The sequence below is a fragment of the Longibacter sp. genome, from assembly GCF_051155795.1.
Classification (GTDB): Bacteria; Bacteroidota; Rhodothermia; order Rhodothermales; family Salinibacteraceae; genus Longibacter.
In genome coordinates, this window is the sequence record NZ_DAXETW010000027.1 from 1 (window position 1) to 18,461 (window position 18,461).

Consider the following 18,461-nt stretch of genomic DNA (forward strand, 5'->3'; position numbering starts at 1 on the left):
CCCATCCCCGTCGAACAGGGATGGAATCTCGTCGCCTTCTGGCCGTCCTCGTCCATGTCCGCGGAAGAGGCCTTCGCCTCCCTCGGAAACGATCTTATGATCGTGAAGGACGCGGCAGGGAATGCCTACATCCCGGACGAGTCGATCAATACCCTCGACAACGGATCCGGACAGGTGCACCCCGGACAGGGCTATCAGGTGTACGTGTCTTCCGATGCTGAACTGGTCTACCCGACGTCGGCCCAGACGGCCCTGCAAACCACGTCAGGCGGAGCCCAAACGTCTGAGAACACGCGAGGTGTGGCCACCTCGGCCTCCATTGTCGTCGAAACCCCCGGGCTCGACGACGGCACAACGATGATCGCTGAAACGTCCGGCGGCGTGCGGGTCGGCACGGGCACCGTGCGCAACGAGAAGGCACTGGTCCGCGTCTGGGGCGATGACCCCCAGACCACAACGGTCGATGGCGCTACACAGGGACAGCAACTGTCCCTCCGCATCCCATCTCGAGCGGATCAGTCCTCCATCTCGGTATCGAACACCCGGAATGCACTCAAGGGCGGGACAACCACCGACCTTGCGTACACGCCGGATGCCTTCCTCACAACCCGCGCAGATGTCGGCGAACTGACGCTAACGCTGCGGGATAACTACCCGAATCCGGTTCGCTCGGCTACGACGATCGAGTACGTGCTACCCGAGCAGCAGCGCGTACAGATCGAGGTCTATGACCTGCTCGGTCGCCGCGTTTCGACGCTGGTGGACCAGACGATGCCGGCCGGATCGCATAAGGTCTCGTTCGATGCGTCTCGCCTCAGCAGTGGGCCGTACTTCTACCGGATGCACGCCGGTGGGAAGACCATCAATAAGAAGATGGTCGTGGTCCGGTAACAACCCCTCATCCGCGATTTATTTCGAGAGGCTCATTCGGACATCGTCGCTCGGTTGTAGCGGCGGTGTCCGTTTGCGTCTCCCCCCTTCGCGCATCCTGTGCGAGGACTCGCGATCTCCTGCACGACCCGTTCCCCCCCGACGCACCATGACTTCTTCCCCCAGCGCGATTGTAGCTGCGACCCTGCTTCTTTTCACCATCAGTCCGACCTGGGCGCAGACGAACCTCCCCGGCCCCTGCCAGACCAGCATCAATAACGCGACGGTCGTGCTGCAGGCCGCCGCGTCCAGCTCGGCGATCAACGCGAGCGCCTTTCAGGCCGGGGATCCCGTCGTGGCGCTCACGCCAGACGAGGAGACGTGTACAGGCCAGACGACGCTGAACCCGCAGTCCAACGAGTCTTTTCCCCTGGCCGAAGCCGACCCTCAGTCCGGCGCTCCGGGCTACGAAGAAGGAGACGCGCTCGTTTTCTGGGGCCAGGCAGCCAGCGGAGATATCTACGTTCTCACGCCGACCTTCGCATCCTGCTCCAACAACGACCCACTCTGTGTGGACGAGCCGGTCTATCAGCGAAACGGCGTCTACACAATCGAAGACATCTCCGTCACCGTCCTGCCGGTCGAACTCGTGGGCTGGCGTGCGAGGGTCGATGCACGCAGGGTTGTTCTTGAATGGGAAACCGCCAGCGAAACCGATAACGCAGGGTTCTACGTCTTTCAACGCGGGCCGGAAGCCGAAACGTGGAGAGAGTTGGGATTCGTCGAAGGAAACGGCACGACGCAGACCCCGCAATCGTACAGCTTTACCACATCCGACCTGTCCCCGGGCGACTACTCGTTCCGACTCCGCCAGGTGGACGTCGATGGCGCGTCGACCCTCTCCCCGCCGATTACCGCGCGGATTAACACCGGTAGGGCCGCGCTCCAATCGGCACGGCCGCACCCCGTCACCGGTACATCGATCCTTGAGCTGACCGTTCCGGACCCGCAAAACGTGAATGTCCGGCTCTACGACATCCTCGGTCGGCATGTGGCACAGCTCTATCGCGGTACGGCAACACCCGGGCAGCCGGCCAAGATCACGATTCAGGGCCGTGACCTCAGCCCGGGTACGTACATCGTCGTCGCTACCGGCACCTCGTTCCGCAAGACGCAACGCGTGACGGTCGCGCGATGATCAAGGCGCTGTTGCGGCCCTCACCGGTAGGGCTTCTTCAACAATCCGCGCGCCCGCTGCATCTCTGAGTCCCACCGGAAGGAACCGGTGCCAGCGGACATCGAAGCTCCGCGCGTGTCGCCAGGCCACAGCGGCTGCGTGGGACGGGTCGAGCATGCACGTGTCGATGTGCCAGCGAGAAGCGTTGTCTCCCTCCACCCGACGAACGGCCGCTCGGTACCCCGGGCGGAACTCGACATCGAATCGATCGAGGCCGAATGCAACGCCTGCTCCGTCGGCTTTGATCACGGCCTCCTTCATCGACCAGATCGTGAAGAACATCTTGTGCTGCTCCTCGACGCGAGCTTGTGCCAGAACCGCACGCTCCCATCGGGAGAAGGCAGCGGACGCGAGGGCGTGCACATCGACGGGCGTCATCGCCTCCACGTCCACACCGATCGCTTCACACGGACCGGCCGCACAGACCACCCATCCTCCCGAGTGGGAGATGTTTATGCCCCAGTCTGCTCCTGCTTCGGGGACGAACGGCTTGCCTCGCTCTGCCAACTCCAGGTGCACGTCCCGCGGCGAAGCGCCGATCTTCATACCGGCCACTATCCGCAGGAGACTGCGGCCCACGGTATACCGCGCACGGTCGGCGTCTCGGCGGAATCTGTCAGCCCGTGCACGCTCGGCATCCGACAACATCCGACGCATCGCTGCCCGTTGCCCTCGACACCCTATCCAAGGCACGGCCCAGACGTGAACGAGCGCCGATGCTTCGGTTCCTGCGGGTTCGCACGGTGTCGAGTCGCGGAGTCGGCTCGGTACCGGCGAACCGGCCGTCAGCCACCACCCCGGAAGTGGGTGCCGAACCGTTGCCAGGAGATGCCCGCTACGATACCATTCGGTACTCCTGGTAATCATAGTATCCGTAGCGGTAGGTAGACGACTTTGCTTTGGCAGCATTGAAGCGATTGAAAATGACCCCGGTGACAGGCACGCCGACGCCCTCAAGCATGTCTCGCGTGAGATCGAGGGCGTTCATGTTCGTCTGGTCCGCTGACGTGACAACCAGGGTAGCGTCGGCACGTGGCGCGAGGACAAGCGGATCGCTCGCAGCCAGGACCGGCGGCGTGTCGATGATGACGACGTCGCATCGACTCCTTCCGAGTTCAAGGAGCTTATCCAACCGCTCGGAGTCGAGGGCCTCAGTCGGAGGGTCGTCTGTCGTTCCCGCGGGGACAAAGTACAACCCGTCCACATAGGTCCGTCGGACGATCTGCCCTTGCTCCTCCCCTCGCAGCATTTCCGCAAGCCCGGGACCACGTTCCATCCCCAGCAGCTTGTAGGCGCTCGGACGACGCATGTCGGCGTCGATCAAAAGCACGCGCTTTCCGCCGAGCACAAACGTAAGTGCAAGGTTGACGGCCGTGGTCGTTTTCCCGTCGCCCGGCTCCGGGCTCGTCACGACGATCGTCTTCGGTGCCTTCCCGTAGGTCTCCCCGTTGTTCGCGTACTGCAGATTCGTTCGGATCAGGCGATAGTTTTCCGTAACCGAGGACCACGGACTAAGCAGGGGCAACAGTCGCGTGGACAGCGTGTGTCCTTCCACATTGACGGTAAGCTGACCACGGAACTCCTCGGCGATCTCGTCCCCCATATCCGGAACGACGCCCATCACGTGGTACCCGTGTCGAACGAGGTCGTCAGGCCGCTGAATCCGTGCCTGAGACGCTTCCCGGAGGAATGCCAGTCCCACACCGATCCCGATACCGAGGAACAGGCCCAGGATGAGATTCTGCTGCACGTTCGGCCGGACCGGAAACGCCGGGACGAACGCCCGTCGGACAGTTTCGACGTACCCCAGCTCGGACTCTTCCGCAATGATCGTTCGTTGTAGCTCGGACGTGATCGACTGATAGAAGGCCTCGGCCTGCGTCAGCTTCCGGTCCAGTGCCTCGCGCTGGATCGTTTGCTGCGGAATCCGGCTCAGTCGCGGCTCGTAGCTTTCAATCGTTTTGTCAAGTCCGCTGATCTGCGCCTCTAGCTGCCCGATCTGGATTTCCTGTTCGGTGATCCGGCTGCGGAGCGTCGCAATGCGCCCGAGAGCGCCTCCCCCGGCGACAGCGCCGTCCTCGTCTCCAGCCTCCGTTGGTGCGGCCAGGCCGGTCATCTGAGATGCTTCGGCCACCAGCTGATTCGTAAGGTCTTTCTTTCGCTTCTCAAGCCCGTCAATCCGCGTCAGGATTTCGGCGAGCTCAGGAAATTCCCGGCTGATCCGATCCCGGTCTCCTTCGAGTCCGTCATGGGCGACGTAGTACTGGGCTGCCTCGGCCTTCATGGTACCGATCCGCTCTTCCAGCACCCGGATCTCGCTCCGCAATCCACTTGCCGCCTGCTCTTGCTGAACGCTTTCGCGCAGGCCGGGCTCGAACTGTGCCAGCTGGTCGCGCAGGAGCCGGAGCGCCTCTCGTTCCTGCTCCAGCTCGAATCCGAGCGCGTCGCGACGAGCCGAGAGCTCCGTGTACTCGGCAACGAGGCGCTCCCCGGCCATCCCCTGCGTGACCACCTGGTTGCTCTTCGCGAACGCCTCCCACTGTGCCTCGAGCCGTCGTATTTCATCCCGTCGCTTGTCGGCCTGGTCCTCCAGAAACTCACGCGCTGCAGCCACGCTCGCACGGGCCTTTTCGCGGCTGAAGGCTTCATACTCCTTCATGTAAATGTTCGCAACCGTGGATGCCTCCTCCGGGACCTTGCTTTCCATCGTCAACTGGATCATGCTCTGGCTCGGCATGGGCTGGAACGAGACAGCACCTGCCAGGGATGCCATCACCTCGTGCGTCTTGCGTGGCCGACCGTCCTCCATGTACAGGAGGGGAAACTTGCCTTTCTCGCCGAGAGCATCCTCCGTCTTGCGCAGCTCGTCGATGACGCGGTTCGACAGTTCGGCGGAATATTCGAGCACGCCGACCTCGCTCGCCAGATCGCGTTCCTGTCCGATCGCCGCCATCCCGACCGACTGTGTGCCCATGTCGATGCGAACAATGCTGCGTGCCTCGTAAATCGGATCCAATGTGTACGTGTAGGCGCCCACAAGAGCGGTAATCAGAAGCGCCGTTCCCGCGATAATCCACTTGCCACGACGAAGGATATCCAGAATCTCGCCGACATCGATCCCGGCGACATCCTTCTCCTTTGACGCTTGTGGGCCATCGACAGAACCCTTTGCGGAATTCGGGGGCTGATGGCGAACCGGACTGCGGACGTCGCCGGAAACGAGACGGGGTAAATCGTTGCGTTCACTCATTGGAATGGGGGGTTACTCTACACGGGGCGCACCGGAAACCGGTGCGTCGCAAACGGTGCGGGGTCCGCCGCGAAGGACGGCCCACAGGACCGGAGCGGTCATGAAGCTCCCTCCCCGGATAAAACCACGGGGACGGTGCGAATCAGGAGGTACAGATCCAGCCACGGCGACCAGTTCTTGAAGTAATGCACGTCGAGATCGACCCGACGCTCGAAGCTGAGCGCGTTTCGCCCGGAGACCTGCCACAACCCGGTGATGCCGGGTGGGGTCTGCAGCACGATGCTCGCGAGATTGTTCATTTTGGGGAGTTCGCGCGGCATGTACGCGCGGGGCCCAACCAGGCTCATGTGTCCGGCGATCACATTCAGCAACTGGGGCAACTCATCCAGGCTGTAGCGCCGAAGTAGTCGCCCGATCCGCGTGACGCGCGGATCGTCGCGGAGCTTGTGGTACTGCTCGTATTCCCGGCGGAGATCCTCATCGCGCTCGAGCAAATCGGCCAGCAGCGCATCCGCGTTCACATGCATCGTCCGAAACTTCAAAACCGGGAAACAGCGACCCTGGCGCCCCATCCGGCTCTGACTGAAAAAGACCGGACCGCGAGAGTCCAGCTTGATCAGCGCGGCGATGGTGAGCAGGAGCGGTAGCGTCGCGATCGTCAGAAGCAAGGCACCAACCACGTCGCCGACCCGCTTAGCGAATCGCGCCCCCAACTGCAGTTCGTAGTGGCTGACGCCGTAGCCGACGAGCCCCTGATGCGTCCGTCCGGTGCGCCACAGTGCGGCGGCCCCCTTCTTCACGTCGGGAACGACGAGGACGTTATCGAAAAACTTGCTGTAGCGAGCCACGAGGTGGTCGTGCGCCTCGGCGTCCAGGTCGGGTTCGACAACGATGGCGCATGAAATATTGTGGTTGGCGGCTACGTGGAGCGCCATCCCACTCGGTCCGCTCCAGATCGGCACGTCGACCGGTCGGTCTGTCAAAAGCGCAACCGGGCGTAGGCCGATCTCCGGCCAGCGGCGGAGCGTGTCGACCACAGCAAGCGCCTGGTCGGTTTGGCCGATGACGGCGACCGTCTGCCCCCACCAGTCGGCCCGGGCGCAGACGACGCGCACGAAGCCCCGGCATAGCGGCACCACGATCGCGCCGAGAAGGCCCGCCGCACCGATCGTCGTCGCCACCGCGGGATCGCCGTCTCCGATGTATGCCGCCATCGCCGCGGTCACACCAATGGTCAGCGTCACCTGACTGGCGAGACGCATCTCATCGGCCGGGTGCATCCGCGTGTGCTGGTACAGGCCGAGAAAGACGAACGCAGCGAGAATGACCGGAATCAGCAAGCCAGCCGACCAGACGGATGTGGCGTACGCGGGTGCGAATGCATACGCGAGCAAGTCCAGAAGACCAAGCACGGACGTGAACCCTACGAGATCGGTCGCCACGAGGGCTAACAACGTCATCAGCCGCGCGCGTCGGGCGTCAACTGCCTCGAGGCACCGCGCGGAGGCGCTTGCAACGTCTGACCGGGACACCATCGTCAATTCCTGCGAGGGGTGCCTGAGCATCGAGTCATGCTGGAGAGTAGCGGCCACGGGATTCGGTTGGATGCAGACCAGGAGAGAGAGAGAGGCGCGGGGCGGGGCGTAACGACGCAGTATCAGATTAGCCGACGACCTCAGGCGTTGCGGTGCGAAGCACGTGCTGGTTCGACACGAAGTGATCGTCGATAAACTCTGCGTAGGCGTGGTTGACGGCCCGCGTGAACGTGCTCCGGAACACCTCCGGGGCGAATCGCTCAGCGTTTTCGCGAATCTTCTCCGGGTGGAGTCGATCCTCGACCGCCTCAAAGTCGTCGATTGCGTTTTTCAGATGCGCCACGTCTTGCTCCTGGAAGAACACCCCCGTACTTCCGGGGATGATCGTTTCCAGCGCTCCGCCTTTTCCGTAGGCGATCACGGGCGTACCACACGCCTGAGCCTCGACCGGGACGATCCCGAAGTCCTCCTCCGCGGCAAAGACGAACGCTCGTGCCGCCTGCATGTAGTATTCGACAGCTTCGTCCGGCTGATATCCGAGGAGCGTCACGTTGGGCCCCGCGAGCTTTTCGATCTTCCGCATCTCCGGTCCGTCCCCGATAACCACCAGCTCTTTGTCCGGCATCGCCGTGAACGCTTCCACAATGAGGTCGATGCGCTTGTAGGGTACGAGCCGGGACATCGTCAGGTAGAAGTCTTCCTTCTCCGTCTGCAGCTTGAACCGATCGACATCGACGGGGGGATAAATCACCTGCGCGCGTCGCCGGTACGTCTTCCAGATCCGCCGTGCCACGTGCTGCGAGTTGGCGATGAACACGTCCACGCGGTCCGCTGCGATGGCGTCGTAGATGCGCATGTAGTGGAGGACGGCCCGAGCCAGCATGCTTCGGGGGCCGCTGGTCAGACCGCTCTGCTGCAGGTAGTCGTGGTGAAGATCCCAGGCATAGCGCATGGGGCTGTGCACGTAGCTGACGTGTAGCTGATCGGCGCGGGTCAGCAGTCCCTTCGCCACGGCGTAACTGGACGACACCACGACGTCGTACTCCGACAGGTCGAACTGCTCGATCGCTATTGGCGCGAGCGGCAGATAGTATCGGTACTTCGTTTGCGAAAACGGCAGCCGCTGAATGAACGAGGTCTCGACCGGTTTTCCCTGAAGAAAGTCCCGCTGTGCCTCCGGGACAAAGTCGATCAGGCTGTAGAGATCGGCTGCCGGATACGCCATGATCATCTGCTCGAGCACACGCTCGGCCCCGGCATACACCGGCAGCCAGTCGTGGACGAGGCCGACCCGACCCGGTCGCAGAGCGGTGGACGATTCGGGTCCCCCATCGCCCTGCATGACACCCGCTTCACCGGAACGGCTTAAAATATCGTACGATATGGACGGCATGTATCGACGGAGTGATAGGAAATGCGTGAACGATCAGCGTGGGGTAAGACTACGGCGTCCCAGCGTCGCACACGGTACAGTAGTAGCGCAAGGAAAGCAGGCTTATGGCACAGAGATTTCGCGCGCTGGTAGCTCTTTTCCCAGAACCGTTTGCGCCAAAAGTCGGGGGACGTACGGTTGGAAATGTGCGCCAGCGCCAACACGACGCGGACATCGGTACCGTACGTTTCTGCGGCCGACCGGGGAGACAGGCACGACCGCGCCTCGACCGATGGAGAACATTCGGCATATCAAACGAGGCTCCCGACCGGAGCCCCGCGTGTCTATTAAACCGTGCACTCCGCAAATCAGTCGGCGGAATGGCCGGCTGAATCCTGACCATTTGAATTGCCCTCCTTCGTACTTCCCCCCTCTTCTCGGCCATAGGCCCACTGCACGGCATACTGCAGCAGCTCTGCCACGGTCTCAAAGCCGAGCTTCTCCTTCGCACGCCGCCGATAGGTCTCAATGGTTTTTCGGCTGAGATCGAGCTGGGCAGCAATCTCGCGGACGCTGTGACCCTCACCGAGCTTCTGAAAAACCGTCATCTCGCGGTCGGTGAGCTTCTCCGTCGCCGACCCCAGCTGGTAATCCTGCTGGCGGATCACTTTGCTCAGGATGCGAGAGGACATCCGTCGGCTCAAATACACCTCGCCCTCGCTCACCGCCTGCACCGCCGAGACCACGTGTTGCGTCGGCTCGCTCTTCATGATGTAGCCGGACGCCCCCGCACGAATCGCCCGTTCGGCGTATACACTCTCGTCGTACATCGAGAACACGATGATTCGAACGGACGGGAACCGGTTGCGGATTTCTTCGACGAGATCAAGACCGTGCGCGTCGTCCAGGGAAATATCGACGATGACGACGTCGGGCACATTCCGCTCGATTTGGCGCAGCGCCTGCTTGGCCGACCCGCTCTCTCCCACCATGCGCATATCGACCTTGCTGTTGATCGTCGTCGCGAGTGCTTCGCGAATCGCCGGGTGATCGTCGATCACAAAGACCCGCGTGCGTTCACTGGATGCGCTATTGGATCGGCTGCGGCGAATCCGCGTCGGTTGCGCCTCGAAAGTCTCATTCATTCGTTTATCGTCGCCTGTGAGTGCAGATCGACATCCGGTGAGCCGGTGCCGACCCGCGAAATGAGTTCGTGTCGTTTCTACCCGTCATCTCAGAAGGGGAGCAGAGCCGGGGCTCGACACGCAGGCGCTCAGCGTGCAGAAAGAGGGGGGGGGTAGGGGTGCACACGAACGGTGCCCGGTCTCGGCGTCGAGAAATGTATCTTTTCCCTGTTTTCGCACCGCATAAGTTCTCACCCAACCCACTGTGTAGATCGGGCGCATCCCCGGTCAACCGTACCTATGGCGGAAGACGGACCTTGGGCGCTCCACAGACGCACGCCTGGACCGTGCACTGGTGTCATTCGATCATGCATCACGATCTCTGCGCGGGCGACACGCCCATGAGGCCGCGATGCCCCGAACCCAACAGGCTCACCCTTGCATGAGGATGAGCCTGTGGCTTGAGCACCGCTGGGGGTGGCGCATCGCGGGATGATGCTCGCACGATGCCGATGGATCAGTTCGATGCCGGCGGCTTCGGAGTGGGTACGTCGGCGTCCCGTCCGTGGGTGCCCTGTCCGTACGTCCACTGAACGGCGTACTGGAGCAACTCGGACACCGTGTCGAAGCCGAGCTTTTCTTTCGCTCGGCGACGATACGTCTCGATCGTCTTCCGGCTCAGACTAAGGCGATCCTGAATGTCCTGCACGCTGTAGCCCTGGCCGAGCATCTGGAAGACCGCCATCTCCCGGTCCGTGAGCTCATCGATCGCAAAACTCGGTTCGGAAGAACGGCCCATCGCCACTTTGTTGAGGATGCGCGAGGCCATCTTCCGGCTGAGGTATACCTCGCCCCGATGAACGCTACGGATCGCCTCGATCACGCTCTTTGTCGGTTCGCTCTTCATTAGGTACCCGGACGCCCCGGCACGGATGGCGCGTTCGGCGTACACATTCTCATCGTACATTGAGAAAACGATCATCTTCACGTCCGGGTACTGCGCCCGGACGTTCTGCACGAGATCCAACCCGTGTGCATCATTTAAAGAAATATCGACAATAGCGACATCGGGCTCCAGGTCTTCGATCATGCGAAAGGCTTCATCCGACGAGCTGGCCTGACCGCAGATCTCAAGATCCATGGTGCCGTCGATCGTATCGGCAACCGCCTCCCGGATTGCCGGGTGATCATCGACGATAAAGACACGAATGTGGTCGCTAGCGCGCTTGCTGGTAGAGTTGGCCATGAGTGGTCGGTGCGTTATGCTTCGGTCTCGGGAAAGAGTGCAGGACGATGCCGCTCGCGTTGCCGGCTCGGGCATCGCCCGCGTGTGTCCGACCCACCACAGTACACGTCCTTTCGAGGCGCACAAGCAATCACTCGAAAGGAGACAACATCTGGATGATCGGATGTCAACTGTCTACAACAACGTGAATCCGCCATGCGCCACACTCATCTTTTGGATGACGCAGGACGGGCTGCCGGGATCACAGATGGCGCAACTTGATCCGAAAACGATGATCCTGCGCCGAAGGAGCTATGACCCTCATCCGGATCGACCGTCGCCTGTGAAGATACCGAGCAGCGAGGACATTTGAAACCTGCGCCAGTTGAGGGGTACACACGCCCGTTCGTGCTGGTGGATTCGCGGGTCCGGGTCCGCGCATGAGAACGTGCGCCGGCGCCACGAAATGCCGAAAGCGGAGCAACCGCGATACCATCACCCGCGACGACGCTCCAGAATCGTGCGCGGGAGCGTGACGCGGATCCGGGTGCCGTCTCCTTCGGCCGAGTCGATGTCCAGATCCGCACCCACCGTGTGCGCCCGGTACCGCATACTGTGTAATCCGAGTGTGGAGGTGCTTTCGTCCCGGATGTCACCGGGGTCAAACCCGTGCCCGTCGTCCTCCACCTGGAGCACGATGGACGTATCGTCCCCGCGCAACTCGACGTGTAGGGAGGACGGATCGGCATGCGACAGCGCGTTGCGCGCCGCCTCCTGCGCGATACGGTAGAGCTGTAACTTGACTTCATGATCGTCCACGTCCGTTTCGCCGTCGTGGACGTACGTGCATGTCACGTCCGGGAAGCGCTCGAGGCGACTCGTCAGTTCGCGAAGCGCCTGCGCGAGTCCGTCTCGGTCGACCTGCACGGGCATCACACCGCGCTGCAGGTCAGACACGTGCTGCGCGGCCTCCTGTACGTAATCGATGATCTTTCCGACCTCTCGCTGCCCCTGTGGGTCCTCGTCGAAATACCGGGCCGCCAGGTTCTGCGCGAGCATTCTCGTGCCGGCCAGTTGCTGGCTGACGCGGTCGTGCAGGTCGTGGCCAAACCGCTGCTGCTGACGTTCCAGCGCTTCCACCATGCGACGCTCAAGCACCACCCGGTCGGTTACTTCCGTACCGCTTCCCCAGATGCCTTCAATCCCATTGCCGTCGTCGACGCCGACCGTGTTGACCACGAAATAGCGCGACGGTCGATCGTCGAGCGAAACGATATACTCGTGCTGCCGGAGCTCAAATCCCTCCTCGACCAGCTCGAAAAGAAACTCTCGATTCAGGCCCTCGATGAAACGGGATACCGGGATACCGATCAAATCGGAGGCGTCAGACACCCCGAAAAGCCGGGCGAGTGCCGCGTTTGCCTCGCTCACAACGCCGTACTCCAGAACGTGATCGACCTGCGTCTGCACGGACGCGTCCCCCGGAATGGGTCGCTTCAGATCGATGCGCCAGATGGCTTCCGCGATGGTGTCGACGAAGTACCGGTACCGCTGTTCACTGCGGCGCAGCGCCTCTTCCGACAACTGGCGCCGGAGGTAGGTGCAGAGCATGTCCCCCAGGACAGAAAGGACGCGAGCGTCCTCATCTCGATACGGAGCGGACCCGATCTCATATTCGATCCCCAGGTAGCCGAAAAGCTGATCGTCTGCCGACAGGATTGGAACAGCAAAGGTCGGCCCACCGTCGTCTTCGATGTCCCGCTCCTCTGCCACCTCCGGGGACGAAAACCACTCGTGCTGACGGTACGTATCGAGATGGATGGGCTGGCGCGTGACCTCGGCAAGCGATCCTTCCTGCGGAAAGCCGACGACATCGTCCGGCGTGATAATGACGAGATAGGCATAGCGCGCCCCGGTGGCCTGCCCGACAATGTCCAGCAACTCGTCGAAGTCGCAGGCATCGGACGAAACCAGTAACTGGGAGGCTTCCACGAGTGCTCGCTCAGCGCGAACGCGGCGACGAAGACGGAGCGTCTGCTGTTCGTTGGAGAGAGTCGATACGTTGGCCGTCGTGCTCTGAAACCAACAGACGGAGCACACCGGCTGATCGTTTTCGTCGCGGATTGGCGTCAGCCGGAGACGCAGGGTCACCGGATCCACGGATCCGACCGTTACCTCCACCTTCTCGTCCAACCCGTCGTGCAGCGCCTTGCGGACGGTCCCACGACGCTCGACAGGCCGGACATGCGGAATGAGTCCGCCGTTCCGGTTCAACCCGACGCGCGTCCAGCCACAGATGTCGACAAGGGTGTCGTTCTGGTACAGCACACAGCCCTCCGGGTCAACCACGGCCACGCCACCCTGCAATTGACCGGCTCCGGCGGCATGTTCAACCACCTGTGACACAACATCCGGAAGCGACGTGTCGGTCATTGTACGCGAACGGCTCCGGCGGATCGCTTCACCGAAATTGCGGGCCATCAGCTGCAGGATGCCGATTCGCCGACGCATCCACGCCGCTCGGGGGGGCGCCGTGCGGAGTCGTAGACCTCCCCACATGCGGTCGCCGATCACAATCGGCAACGTCAGGGTGGCCTCTCCGTCCGGTGCCGGCCCGGCTCCACCCGTCCATTCAAACAGGATCTCTGCATCCTCGTCCGTGGCCGCGTCGTCGGAATGATCGACCACCCCGTCCGTGGCGGCCCCGTCCGTGGCTACCGCTGCCCTCGCTCGCGACGGAACGTATTCAACGATCGCCGCCTCTTCCGCGTCGACGGCCTGACCGAAGATTTCGAGAGCGCGACGGACTGAGTCATCAAGATCGCCACCGCGGAGCAGGCGCGCCGTCGCGAGAATAATGTCGCGCAATAATGCACCGTTTTCTGTGTCATCCATTGTTGGCAACACAGGTGCAGCAGGCCGATCCTTGCTCATCTAAATGAAGATCACGTATTGATGTAGGCGCAACTGCTCGGGGGACGCGAAGGCAATTTCGACATACGATGATGTCGACGAACGGGGACCCGACGAACCGAGACCTTTGCTCGCGTTCACCCACCGGTGCGACGCTGGGACGTATTTCAACCCCTATTGGAAGTCGTACGCCACACGCGGTACGGGTTGGAGAAACTGCTGGCGGTGGTGGCAGAGCGCATCATCCATTGGCGCATACAATCTCATCCTAAATCATACGATGCATGGCCGGTCGTTTCAACAGCACGAATGGCGCCCACCTTGAGGTGCGACGGATGACGTCTCCTTCAATCAGATGGGCGGCGTCAGTCTCCGCCGAATTGACAGCAGGAGGCCATCGTCAACGGCGGATGCGCGTGAATGCGGAAGGATGCGCCCGAAACGCAAAAAAGGCGACGAAGGAGAGTTTCCTTCGCCGCCTCGGGGACGTGGAGCGGGTGATGAGATTCGAACTCACGACCTTCTGCATGGCAAGCAGATGCTCTAGCCACTGAGCTACACCCGCATCGGTGTACTGCGACTCCGGCGTAATCGCCGTCCCGCACGATCCGTTCCACATTGTCAAAGACCCGTCCTCATCATCTGACACCGGGGAGGATCGGAGCGGGTGATGAGATTCGAACTCACGACCTTCTGCATGGCAAGCAGATGCTCTAGCCACTGAGCTACACCCGCTGGTGACGGATCTGAACGCTACCAAATCCGCAATCCGATGTCAAGCCTGTGTCGCGGGAATGGAGAACGGATGACACCCGGTATCCACATCCGACGTACTCACGTACGCCTCCCGGTTTCAGGATGTGGCAAAACGCCCTCTTTCCATACCGGTTCCTAGCGAAAGCCGATCTTTTTCGTTCCTTCGTCATCCCTAGCCTCCTCCACGGGTTGACGCTCAATCGTGTATGTCGTTGAGAACGAAACCGCATCCTGCGAGGCCCAGAAGGCCTGGGCTGCGGCGTTCTGCTCCAGCACACTCAAGCGGATCCGCTCGGCACGTACCCGGTCGCTCCAGGCAACGACGGCCTCCACGAGTTGTGCACCGTATCCATCGCGCCGGTGGTCCGGGGCGACGTAGATCTCGTCGAGGTAGACCTCCCCGTTGGTTTCGTAAATCGGCGGTGGCGCCGTTCGATGCGCGGTCGCAAACCCGACGACTTCGCCCCCCCGTTCGGCAACGTAGATCCGTCGCGTTTCATCCTCCAGCCACGCGCCGAAGTCATTCTCCCAGCGCTCGCGGGCGTCGTCAGATACACGAAGTCGGTTGTCATTTTCCGACTGCTCCTTCAGGAAATCCATCCATAGACCCGTTACGGTGTCCTGATCTCGTTTCAGGGCCTTGCGTACATCGGGATGCGCCATGAGTACGTATGGGGTCATTCAGAAAAATAACGCTGTCGGCTCATCCGGCTACCGTGATGCGTCTACGCCGCCGCAGATTCGGCCGAAGACCGCGCGAGGTATCCGTCTCGGGCCAGCAGTTCGGCGTTCAGGATGGCTCCCCCGGCTGCTCCTCGAATCGTGTTGTGTGATAGCGCCACGAACTTGACATGGTTCACGGGGCACGCCTGAATGCGACCGATCGACACCGTCATCCCGTTGCCGTTCTTGACGTGACGGAGCGGCTGAGGAGCGTCCACCTCCGACATGACGCGGAGGAACGCGTCGGGAACGCTCGGCAGGGTCTCCGACGTGAGCGGCGACCGATAGGACTCCAGCGCGTCGACGACATCAGCCACGCTCACCGGCTCCTGACACGCCACCGAGATGCACGCCATGTGCCCTTCGCGTACCGGGACGCGGTTGCACTGAGCGCTAACAACCATATCCGCGGGTCGAATGGCGCCGTCGTCCAGCGTTCCCAGAATTTTGCGCGGCTCGGTCGCCAGTTTCTCCTCCTCCCCTCCGATATATGGGATCACGTTGCCGAGTGCATCGAGGGACGCCACACCGGGGTATCCCGCCCCGGACAGCGCTTGAAGCATCGTGACCTGTACCCGATCCACGCCGAAGCCGTCGACCAGCGGACGAAGGGCGCACACGAGACCGACCGTCGAGCAGTTCGGGTTGGTGACAATAAAGCCGTCTGAGCCCCAGTCCTGCGTCTCGACGAGACCGGCGTGATCCGCGTTGACTTCGGGAATCAGGAGGGGCACATCCTCCTGCATGCGGTAGTTTTTGGCATTCGAAATGACGGGAAAGCCCGCCTCCGCGAACGCCTTCTCGATCTCCCCGGCCACCGACGAACTCAAGCCGGAAAACACAAAGTCGCAGTCCATCTCGGACGGCTCGGTCGGCACCACCTCAATATCGGCCACCGACTCCGGCATCGGTTTTCCGCTCAGCCAGTTGGCGGCGTCGCGATAGGCCTTGCCCGCCGACCGTTCGGAGGCAGCCAGTGCCGTGACGGTAAACCAGGGATGATCGTCCAGAAGCCGAATGAAGGTCTGACCGACGGCACCCGTTGCACCGAGAATGCCGACGTTAAAGGAGGGGATGGACATATGCGGAGAAGGTCGAACGTGTGGGAAAGGGCGGGGAGTGGCACGGGCGCGCCGGTGTCATGCCGCGTCCGGTACACGGGGAATGAGGTCGGTTACGTCGGCGCCGGACGGCAGGATGCAGGTCCCGGGCACAGACGGGTCAAGGATCGAACGTACCTGCATCGGGATGCCGGCATGAACGAGGGGACGGAGCGTCTTCGGATGCATGCCGAGGGCACCGGATTCGGTTCGAGCGTATGCTTCTTCCATGTCGATCCGATCCAGGCGTTCGGCGTTCTCGTCGGTGTTCGGATCTGCCGTGTAGAGGCCGTCGACATCCGTAAACCGGGTCAGGGACCCGGCACCGAGCATAGCGGTGAAAAGAGCGGCGGAATAGTCGCTCCCCTCGAAGCCGAGCGTCGTAACCGTGCCACTACGCGTTGCCCCGATGAATCCAGCCACCACCGGGACGTCGGACGTGCCGAGGTCTGCGTACCACCGGCGGACCCGGTCCGCCGTGTCGCGAAGATGTACGTTGGCGCCGCCGAAGGCATCGTCGGTCACCATCAGCTTCGTCGCGTCACAGTGCGGAGCCGCGTGCCCAGCATCCCGCAGGGCAAGCGTAAGAATGGGCACCGACATCTGCTCCCCCGTTGCAAGGACAGCATCTCGCAGTGCCGGAGAAAACCCCTCATTGCGCACTCGGTCGAACACCGTGCGTAGGCGCGAGAGGTGCTCGTCCAACATCAGACGGTATGCGTCGAGGAATGACGGCCCGAGGGCAGCGGCCGCGTGGTCGAGATGCCGATCGCGAAGGGTCGATACAAGGTCATCCACCACCCCGGGATCATGGTGATGGGTGGTAAATGCTTCGAGCCCGCTCGATAGCTGGCGCGTCACGCGCGCCAGGGCGGACGCAACCACCACGATCGGGCCGTCCGCCACGGCATCGGATACCACGTCGACGACCGTCGAGAAGGACGCCGGAGATCCGACGGAGGAACCCCCGAACTTCAATACGGCGGCCGGATGCGCCGGAAGCGGCACATCGGACCAGGACGACGGCGCGTTCGGCGCAGGCGAAGCGGCGGTGGGCATCGAGGAAACGGGGGGACGCAAATGAAGAGGAATACCGAGCGGGGGGTCGCCGGAACGCTCCGGACGCGTTGCTACCCGGGCTCGCGACGCAACGTTCCGGTTCTACGAGCCTCGGTGCGGGGGGGCGTCATCGGTCGAGATCGAGACCATCCAGTCTTGCCCGACGCAAGCAACGCCCGTTCCGCAGAAAACATCGGAAATGTCAATACGACATCGAGCGGGCCTGGATCACTCCCATACCTGCTTCTGACGCGCTTTTCGCGTTTCTTCGGATCCATTCCGTTTCACGCCGGACCCGCGTTTCGTATGATACACGTGCATCCTTCTACTTCCCCTTGCACAGGTCTTCAATCCCGCCGTGGCACAGATACTGGATGGAAAAGAGCTCGCCGAGGCCGTACGTGCCGACGTAACCGACGAAGTGGACGCCTGGACAGAAAAGGGGCACCGCCCGCCGTGCCTCCGGGTCGTCCTGATTGGATCGAACCCGGCATCCGAGGCCTACGTTCGCGGCAAAGAACGCGATGCACGCCAGGCAGGCATCGATTCGAAGACGCTCCGCTTTGACGACAATATCACCGAAGCGGAGCTCCTTGACGTCGTGGAGCGCCTAAACGACGACCCTGGCGTCGACGGTATCCTCGTCCAGCTGCCCCTTCCCGACCACATCGACGATCGCTCCGTCATCGACGCGATCGACCCGACCAAGGACGTGGACGGCTTTCACCCGGAAAACCTGGGACGCCTTCTTATCGGCGCTCCTTCCTTCATCCCCGCGACCCCCTTTGGAATCGTGGAGATGCTACGGCGATCGGAGATCGAAACCGAGGGCATGAGAGCAGTGATCGTCGGGCGGTCAAACATCGTCGGCAAGCCGCTCGCAGCCCTTCTCATGCAGCGGGATGCGAACGCCACGGTCACGGTCTGCCACAGCCGCACGCGTGACCTCGCCGCTCACACACAGGAGGCCGATCTCGTGGTCGCCGCTGTCGGTCGCGCGAACTTTATTACGGCAGATATGGTGAAACAGGGCGCTGTTGTGATTGACGTGGGCATCAACCGCGTGGATGATGCATCGAGAGAAAAAGGCTACCGGCTGGTCGGCGACGTCGACTTTGACGCCGTCCGGGAAAAAGCGTCGTGGATTACCCCGGTGCCCGGTGGCGTCGGACTCATGACCCGGGCCATGCTCCTGCAGAACACGATGAACGCCGCGCGACATCATGCAGAAACTGCCGTCGCGTAGCCCTCGAACGCCTCGCGCTCGAACGCTCTCCGTTCCGGCAGCCACGATCGT

At 62.2% G+C, this 18,461-nt stretch carries 13 protein-coding genes and 2 tRNA genes; 3 read left to right on the top strand and 12 right to left on the bottom strand.

Annotation, left to right across the window (positions count from 1 at the left end):
* Both ACFCU0_RS03740 and ACFCU0_RS03745 read left to right on the top strand, forming a co-directional pair.
* Window positions 1-891: T9SS type A sorting domain-containing protein (locus ACFCU0_RS03740; RefSeq protein ID WP_434972324.1), on the top strand; the 891-nt coding region annotated here is incomplete at its 5' end.
* Window positions 892-1,039: 148 nt separating this feature from the next.
* The gene (locus ACFCU0_RS03745) at window positions 1,040-2,068 is read left to right on the top strand and encodes a T9SS type A sorting domain-containing protein (protein WP_434972325.1); all 1,029 of its coding nucleotides are present in this window, start codon (window positions 1,040-1,042) and stop codon (window positions 2,066-2,068) included.
* Here the strand turns inward: ACFCU0_RS03745 and ACFCU0_RS03750 are convergent, their stop codons facing one another.
* From ACFCU0_RS03750 to ACFCU0_RS03805, 12 genes are all read right to left on the bottom strand, one after another.
* Window positions 2,069-3,016 carry a 4'-phosphopantetheinyl transferase family protein gene (locus ACFCU0_RS03750; RefSeq protein ID WP_434972326.1) on the bottom strand — a complete coding sequence of 316 codons (948 nt, stop codon included), beginning with the start codon at window positions 3,014-3,016 and terminating at the stop codon, window positions 2,069-2,071.
* Window positions 2,943-5,357, bottom strand: coding sequence for a GumC family protein (locus ACFCU0_RS03755; RefSeq protein WP_434972327.1), 2,415 nt, complete (start codon window positions 5,355-5,357; stop codon window positions 2,943-2,945). Before ACFCU0_RS03755 ends, ACFCU0_RS03750 begins: the two co-directional genes overlap by 74 nt.
* Before the next feature lie 98 nt (window positions 5,358-5,455).
* Window positions 5,456-6,817, bottom strand: a complete 1,362-nt coding sequence (gene wbaP, locus ACFCU0_RS03760) for an undecaprenyl-phosphate galactose phosphotransferase WbaP (protein WP_434972328.1) — start codon at window positions 6,815-6,817, stop codon at window positions 5,456-5,458.
* A 202-nt stretch (window positions 6,818-7,019) separates the two neighbouring features.
* Window positions 7,020-8,285: a glycosyltransferase family 4 protein gene (locus tag ACFCU0_RS03765; protein WP_434972329.1), complete on the bottom strand. Its 1,266-nt coding sequence runs from the start codon at window positions 8,283-8,285 to the stop codon at window positions 7,020-7,022.
* Between the two features lie 347 nt (window positions 8,286-8,632).
* A complete protein-coding gene (locus ACFCU0_RS03770; protein WP_434972330.1) occupies window positions 8,633-9,409 on the bottom strand; it encodes a response regulator transcription factor in 777 nt (258 codons plus the stop codon).
* 496 nt (window positions 9,410-9,905) lie between these two features.
* Entirely contained in the window at window positions 9,906-10,634 is a 729-nt protein-coding gene (locus ACFCU0_RS03775) for a response regulator transcription factor (protein ID WP_434972331.1), read from the bottom strand.
* A 474-nt stretch (window positions 10,635-11,108) separates the two neighbouring features.
* Window positions 11,109-13,508, bottom strand: coding sequence for an ATP-binding protein (locus ACFCU0_RS03780; RefSeq protein ID WP_434972332.1), 2,400 nt, complete (start codon window positions 13,506-13,508; stop codon window positions 11,109-11,111).
* A gap of 507 nt (window positions 13,509-14,015) precedes the next feature.
* A tRNA-Gly gene (locus tag ACFCU0_RS03785) sits at window positions 14,016-14,091 on the bottom strand.
* Between the two features lie 97 nt (window positions 14,092-14,188).
* Window positions 14,189-14,261: transfer RNA gene (locus tag ACFCU0_RS03790), tRNA-Gly, on the bottom strand.
* Window positions 14,262-14,417: 156 nt separating this feature from the next.
* Window positions 14,418-14,945, bottom strand: coding sequence for a GNAT family N-acetyltransferase (locus ACFCU0_RS03795; protein ID WP_434972333.1), 528 nt, complete (start codon window positions 14,943-14,945; stop codon window positions 14,418-14,420).
* A 62-nt stretch (window positions 14,946-15,007) separates the two neighbouring features.
* A complete protein-coding gene (asd, locus tag ACFCU0_RS03800) occupies window positions 15,008-16,087 on the bottom strand; it encodes an aspartate-semialdehyde dehydrogenase (protein ID WP_434972334.1) in 1,080 nt (359 codons plus the stop codon).
* Window positions 16,088-16,144: 57 nt separating this feature from the next.
* Window positions 16,145-17,164 carry an aspartate kinase gene (locus ACFCU0_RS03805; protein WP_434972335.1) on the bottom strand — a complete coding sequence of 340 codons (1,020 nt, stop codon included), beginning with the start codon at window positions 17,162-17,164 and terminating at the stop codon, window positions 16,145-16,147.
* Window positions 17,165-17,522: 358 nt separating this feature from the next.
* On the opposite strand from ACFCU0_RS03805, the gene folD reads away from it, so the two are divergent.
* Window positions 17,523-18,410, top strand: a complete 888-nt coding sequence (folD, locus tag ACFCU0_RS03810) for a bifunctional methylenetetrahydrofolate dehydrogenase/methenyltetrahydrofolate cyclohydrolase FolD (protein ID WP_434972336.1) — start codon at window positions 17,523-17,525, stop codon at window positions 18,408-18,410.
* Window positions 18,411-18,461: the final 51 nt, after the last annotated feature.